This window comes from Pseudomonas sp., assembly GCF_050739995.1.
In the GTDB taxonomy this organism is placed as follows: domain Bacteria; phylum Pseudomonadota; class Gammaproteobacteria; order Pseudomonadales; family Pseudomonadaceae; genus Aquipseudomonas.
The window spans coordinates 1-6,559 of the sequence record NZ_JBOICG010000747.1; the positions used below are offsets into that span (position 1 = coordinate 1).

3 protein-coding genes are annotated in these 6,559 nt (G+C 57.1%); all 3 read left to right on the top strand.

The features are described 5' to 3' along the window. Positions 1-114: 114 nt before the first annotated feature. Positions 115-663 carry a hypothetical protein gene (locus ACRESD_RS25355; protein WP_431753412.1) on the top strand — a complete coding sequence of 183 codons (549 nt, stop codon included), beginning with the start codon at positions 115-117 and terminating at the stop codon, positions 661-663. A 774-nt stretch (positions 664-1,437) separates the two neighbouring features. Then, positions 1,438-3,162 carry a ShlB/FhaC/HecB family hemolysin secretion/activation protein gene (locus tag ACRESD_RS25360; RefSeq protein WP_431753413.1) on the top strand — a complete coding sequence of 575 codons (1,725 nt, stop codon included), beginning with the start codon at positions 1,438-1,440 and terminating at the stop codon, positions 3,160-3,162. 30 nt (positions 3,163-3,192) lie between these two features. Next, positions 3,193-6,559: filamentous hemagglutinin N-terminal domain-containing protein (locus ACRESD_RS25365; RefSeq protein WP_431753414.1), on the top strand; the 3,367-nt coding region annotated here is incomplete at its 3' end.

Here is a 6,559-nt window from a genome sequence, read left to right on the forward strand (position 1 = left end):
GCCGAAGAGTTAAATAAAATTATCTTGGAATAACAGCCAATAAGTCGGTCAGGTGTTTCTGGCCGGCTTTGGCTTTGAGTGCTTTCAAATTATCTATAAAGGTGTGTTAGCATAATGGACGGAAAAAACATTATACCTGTGCCGTATGTTTTTACGATAATTACTATGGCTCCCATTTTTTTAATTGCTTTCCTATTGCCCGAAAATCCTGACTCTGATATTTACCGAGAAATAAACAGTTTTTTGGATGGTCATTTATTAGGGCAGGTTGGTTATTGGTCTTCAAAGTTTCCGTTCAGCTCCAAGGTTGTGGCGAACTATATCAGTATTTTAGGCCCTGTATTTGCGCTGATTTTTTTTGTGAAAGTTTACCAAGGTTTGATTGTGGATCCTGAACAATACAAAAAGCATACGGTTATTAAGTATTTTTTTGCAGCGATTGGCATGATCGGTCTTATTTCATTTGTAATTTATATTAATTATTTTGGCTCTGTGGATTTGGGGGCGCATAGTCGAAAGTGGCGGTTCTTTGGGTCAAATGCATTCGCGTACTCCTTGTTTTCGTCAGGTATGCTTTTTGGTTTGTACGGTATGACCATATTTAGTTATGCAGGTTTTTTTTATCTTCCACGACTTCTAATAAAACGCTGGAGAGACAAATAGATATTTGTGCTTTCCCGCGCCTAAAACCGGGAAAATAGAAGCCGGAGGCCGTGGGGCATTCACTGTAGTGTCCAGCACTTCTGTAGATCCTTGCAAGCCAAGACTGGATGCTTAATCAGTTAGAAATGCATCAGTATAATTTTAACTTCATTGGGGCACCCACAGTAAATGAAGCAGGTTCGGGGTCCTAGGCGTGGGGCAAAATTGGGGTAAACCGCACGCCAATCTATGCCATTCAATGCCACTTATGCATTTATGCAACCTGCTGCGGCCGGGTCTTATAGCCAGTAACCACGAGATTATCACTCGAAATCCTACACATACCCCTACCCAATCGGGGTGTGCTTTGTCAGAGGAGATTGGTTCGTAGTTTCGCCAAGCCCTGCTTGATGTGCCTAGCGTTTTCACCGATCACGAATAGAGCACCACGTATGTTTAACAGACATCTTGTGGAGGTGTGAAGGCGAGAAGCTTGAAGGTTTTTCGCAGGAGAGCCGTGGGGGCACATTAACGCTATGCCAGCGATGTCTGTGGGAAAAGTCTGATAGCTTGGGAAAAATCCTATATTAGTTTTCAGATATTTATGAAAGTCAAATATTAGAATGTTCCACTCGTCGGAAAATACTCACTCAAGTTATGTTTGAGTAGCTATTAAATTATATTTAAATCAATGAGTTAGTATTGTTTTTGGCATAAGGCCGCAATTAGTCAGAATGTTGGCTTGTTCTAAGTTCGATGTTAGTTTGCCAGCCTTCCTAATTCGACGGATCGAACATGCCTTCTCTTGTGCCAAGGACTCGGCTACTGCTGGGCGTCTGCCTGCTGACTTACTTCGCGCTGAACAGCGCGGCGGCTGCCCCGACGCCTGGCGATCAGGACTTGATCCGCGACCGGCAAAACCGTCTGTTGGAAGAACAACAGCGGCGCCTCGAAGAACTCAAAGACCTGCCCGGCGAAGCGGCAAAACCCGTCGCCCCCACCACCCCGGTGGATGCTCGTTGCTTCCCCATCCAAGACATTGAGCTCAAGGGCGCCGATAGCCTGCCTTCCTCTGACCGCGAGCGCTTGCTCAAGCCTTACATCGGCCAGTGCCTGGGTGTGTCTCAGCTTAATGAACTGCTCAAGGCCATTACCGACTACTACATCGACAAAGGTCTGGTGACCAGCCGTGCTTACTTGCCGCAACAGGATCTGTCCAAAGGTCATCTGCAAGTGCTAGTGGTGGAAGGCAAACTTGAAAGTTTGAAAGGCGCCGACAACAGCAAACTGTCAGAACGCGAACTGGCGATGGCCTTCCCGGGTAAAAATGGTGACTTGCTGAACTTGCGAGAAATCGAGCAGGCCATCGATCAGCTCAATCGCCTGCCATCAAACCGGGCGCAAATGGAACTGGCGCCAGGCGATGCCGTTGGTGGTAGTTCGGTACTGGTGAAAAACAACCCGCAAAAGCCTTGGCGCGCGAGCCTGTCGCGCAATAACGACGGGCAAAAAAGCACCGGCGAACAGCAGTGGGGCACAGGCCTTGAGTGGGACAACCCGCTCGGCCTCGCTGATCAATTGATTCTGCGCGGCGGCCACGACGCCATCAGCGACCACCAGAAGACCTCGAAAAACGCGATGTTCTATTACAACCTGCCGTGGGGTTGGTGGAACTTCAGCTACAGCTACAACCAGAGTGATTACCGCTCGGTCGCGCAGGGCGACGGCTTTGATTTCAAGCAAAGCGGTGACAGCCAAAACCATCAGTTGCGTGCCGAGCGTGTGATTCACCGCGATGCGCTGAGCAAGACCTCGATCAACATCGGGCTGTCGCATCTGCGCACGAACAACTACATCGAAGACAGCCGCCTGGCTGTCAGCAGCAATCGACTCAGCGAATTGCAACTGGGGATCAACCACGGTCGCCGGATGGGCAGCGCCTACGTCAACATCGATCTTGGCGTGCAGAACGGCATCGGCGCCTTCGATGCCCAGCGCGACGATCAGCACCGTGATCGCTTCGGCAACCTCACCGCCACCCCGGACTACCGCAAATACACCGCCACCATCAGTTACCTGCAACCGTTCACGTTGTGGGGCGAATCGTTCAGCTTTACCAGCCTGGCCACCGGGCAGCGCAGTGAAGACGTGCTGTTCAGCCCGCAACGCATGAGCCTCGGCGGTTCATCCTCGATACGCGGTTTCAAGGACCAGCAACTGACTGGCGACAGCGGCGGCTACTGGCGCAACGACCTGCGCTGGTCCCGCCCGGTGGCCTGGGGTTGGATGCGCCCGGTGTTCGCGGAATACGGCGCCAGCGTCGGTTACGACCAAGGCGTGATTCGCAATGATCGCTACAACGGCGAAGTGCACGGGCGGGTCTCGAGTAATTCGTTGGAGCTGTTTGCCCGTGGCCAATACGTCAGCACCAGCGTGACCTTTGCCCACTCGCTGGAACGCCCGGGCGCGCTGCTTGAACGCGAAGCGCCGATCTACTTCCGCATGGACTTTTTCCTGTAATTCAACGCCTAGTTGCATCGAGAGTTTGAAATGGATGTTCGCCAATTTGCCTTCCTGGTCCGCCAGCCCTCAGCCACTCTGAAACGCCGTGACACGTTCTTGGGCCTGCCTAAACGTGGGCTGGTGCTGGTGCTGGCGAACGCCATGTTCTGGCAACCGTTGTGGGCACAGGCCGACGGCATTGTCGTCAGCGGCCCGGGAACAACGGTGGGGCAGGCGGGCAATGGTGTTCCTGTGGTGAACATCGCTGCTCCCAATGGCAGTGGTATGTCCCACAACCAGTTCAAGGATTACAACGTCGGCGCCAACGGCGTGATCCTCAACAACGCCACCGACCGCACCCAGTCGACCCAACTGGGCGGCATCATCCTCGGCAACTCGAACCTGCAAGGCCGCGCGGCCAACATCATCCTCAACGAGGTCAACGGCGGCAGCCCCAGCCAACTGCGCGGCTACACCGAAGTGGCGGGCCAGTCGGCCAAGGTCATCGTCGCCAACCCCTACGGCATCAGCTGTAATGGTTGCGGCTTCATCAACACCCCCAACGTCACCCTGACCACCGGCAAACCCATCCTCGATAACGGCCGCCTGGACCGTTACCAGGTCGACGGTGGCGCCGTGACCATCGACGGCCAGGGCCTGAATGCCAGCAACGTCGACCGCTTCGAAATCATCACCCGCTCGGCGAAGATCAACGCGCAGATCAATGCGCGCAACTTGACCGTGATTGCCGGTCGCAACGACGTCAACGCCCAGACCCTGAATGCCACCGCGCGTGCCGATGACGGCAGCGCCAAGCCGGAGCTGGCGATTGATTCGTCGGCGTTGGGCGGGATGTACGCAGGCGCGATCAAACTGGTAGGCACTGAAGCCGGGGTCGGGGTGAAGCTCGACGGGACGTTGGCGGCCAGTGGTGGGGATATTCAGCTCGATGCCAATGGGCACCTGAGCATGGCGCAGGCGGCGGCGAGTGGCGCGGTCAACGTCAAGGCCGCAAGCCTCGAGGCCCAGGGTGCGGTCTACGCCGGCACTGCGCTGGCTCTGCAGACCCAGGGCGACTTGAACAGCCGAAAAACCCTCGCCGCCCGCGACAGCATCACGCTGTCCAGTGGTGGTCAGCTGACCAACAACGGCATTATCGAAGCCGGCGTCAACGCGGATAACACTCGCAATACCACGGGCGATGTCAGCCTTACCGCACAGACCCTCAACAACACCGGCAACAGTGTGATCGCCAGTCGCGCACTGACGGTCAACACCCAGGCCTTGAACAACCAGGGTGGCACCCTCAGCGCGAAACAGAGCGCGAAGGTCACCGCCGTCACCCTCGACAACCAGAACAAAGGCCGCGTGCTCAGCAACGCCAGCCTGGATGTGAAAGCCGATCGCGTGCTGAACGCCCAAGGTGGGCTCATCACCAGCAGTGGCCCGCTGACCGCCACCCTTGGCGAGTTGAATAACCGCGGTGGCGAAGTGTCCAGCCTCGACGTGGCGGCCCTGAATGTCGCTACCCTGGACAACGTCGCCGGGCTGGTCACGGCGGGCAACACCCTGAGCCTCACCGCCAGCGGTGCCGTCAACAACCAGGGCGGTACCCTCAGTAGCCAGGGCACGCTCGGGCTCAAGGCGGGCGCCGTGGATAACAGCGCGGTCGGCCGCATCGCCAGCAACCAGGCATTGACGGCCAACGTCGCCAGTCTCAACAACAACGGTGGCCGGCTCACCAGCGTCAACGGTCTGAACCTGGACCTTAATCACGGCCAACTGGACAACCAAGGCGGCCTGATCCGTGGTCCGGGCCTGGTGTTCAACAACCTCGCCGATGTGGCGAACCAGGGCGGTGAGATTTCCAGTACCCAGGGCTTCACCCTGGCGGCGCAAAACCTCGATAACAGTGGCGGCAACCTGATCAGTGATCAAGGCTTGACCCTACGACTCTCCCAGGCCTTGAACAACATCAAAGGGCTGGTGTCTGCCGGCAGTCTCGATGCCCATGTCGCGAGCCTGGACAACAGCAATGGCATGCTCAGCAGCAAGGGCGCGTTGGATTTGACCGTCGATGGCGCACTGACAAACCTGAGCGGCGTAGTGGTCGCCGATGGCAACGCCAACCTGATCGCCACGAGCCTGGATAACAGCAACGGCCAGGTTTCCGGCAAGCAAAACGTCAACGCTCGTATCGCGGATGTGGCCAACCACAATGGCCTGGTGATCGCTCAAGGTGTCATGAGCCTGGGTGGCAATGCTCTGGACAACCGCCAGAACGGCCTGGTGTCCGGTACTCAAGGTGTGCAGCTCACCGTTGCCCGTGTCGACAACCGTGGCGGCGAAGTGTCGAGCAAGGCCGCTGTCACCCTCAACGGCGCGCACCTGGACAATAGCGACAGCGGCCGAGTGATTGCGGGCACTGCGCTGAACCTGACCGTCGATGACATTCTCAACCGCAACCTGGGCGTGTTGCGCGGGCAAACCGGCGTGAGCCTGAGCGCCGCACAACTGGACAACACCGGTGGCACCGTCGCCAGTCAAAAAGACAGCGCATTGGTCCTCAGGGGTGACCTGCACAATGCTCAAGGCCTGATCAGCAGCGAAGGCCTGCTGACGGTCACTGCTGCAGCCTTGGCCAACCGCCTGGGCAGCCTGTCCAGCGCCGGCCAACTGAGTGTCACCACCACGGGCACCGTGGATAACCAGGGCGGCCGTTTGGTCACCGACAGTGGCCTGGACCTGCGCAGCGCCAGCCTCGACAACAGTCAGAAAGGCACCTTGAGCGCGCGCCAGGCAGCACACATCAATACCGGCACCCTGGACAATCATCACGGTGGCGGTATCAGTTCCGCTGAAACGCTGGGCATCACCGCCGGCCAACTCAACAACGGCGACGGTGGGCAAATCAGCAGCGCCAAGGCTCTTACCGCCAGCGTCAGCGGACTGGACCAGCAAGGCGGTCAGTTGACCAGCGGCGAGTCCCTGACCCTGGACCTGAACCGTGGCCAGTTGAATAACCAGGGCGGCTTGATCAACGCCCCATTGTTGCTGCTCAAGAACCTCAAGGACGTGAACAACCAAGGCGGTGAAATCTCCAGCCGCCAGGCCTTCGCCCTCACTGCCGATAATGTCGATAACGGCAACGGCAAACTGCTGAGCAACGATGCGCTGACCGTGCTCATCAGCCAGGCCCTGTCCAACGTCAAAGGCCTGATCGCTGCGGCGTCGGTGGACGCCCATGCGGCGACGCTCGATAACAGCGGCGGGACGTTCACCAGTCGTGGTGTTGCACTGCTCAACGTTGATGGGCAACTGACCAACCAGAACCAGGGCCTGATCAACGCAACCCACACACTGACCATCAACAGCGCTGCGTTGGACAATCAGCAAGGCTCGTTGCTGGGCAGTG

What these genes read in the sequence shown, in the direction of transcription:
- ACRESD_RS25355 (WP_431753412.1), top strand. Translation starts at nt 115, where the DNA reads ATGGACGGAAAAAACATTATACCTGTGCCGTATGTTTTTACGATAATT.
- ACRESD_RS25360 (WP_431753413.1), top strand. Translation starts at nt 1,438, where the DNA reads ATGCCTTCTCTTGTGCCAAGGACTCGGCTACTGCTGGGCGTCTGCCTG.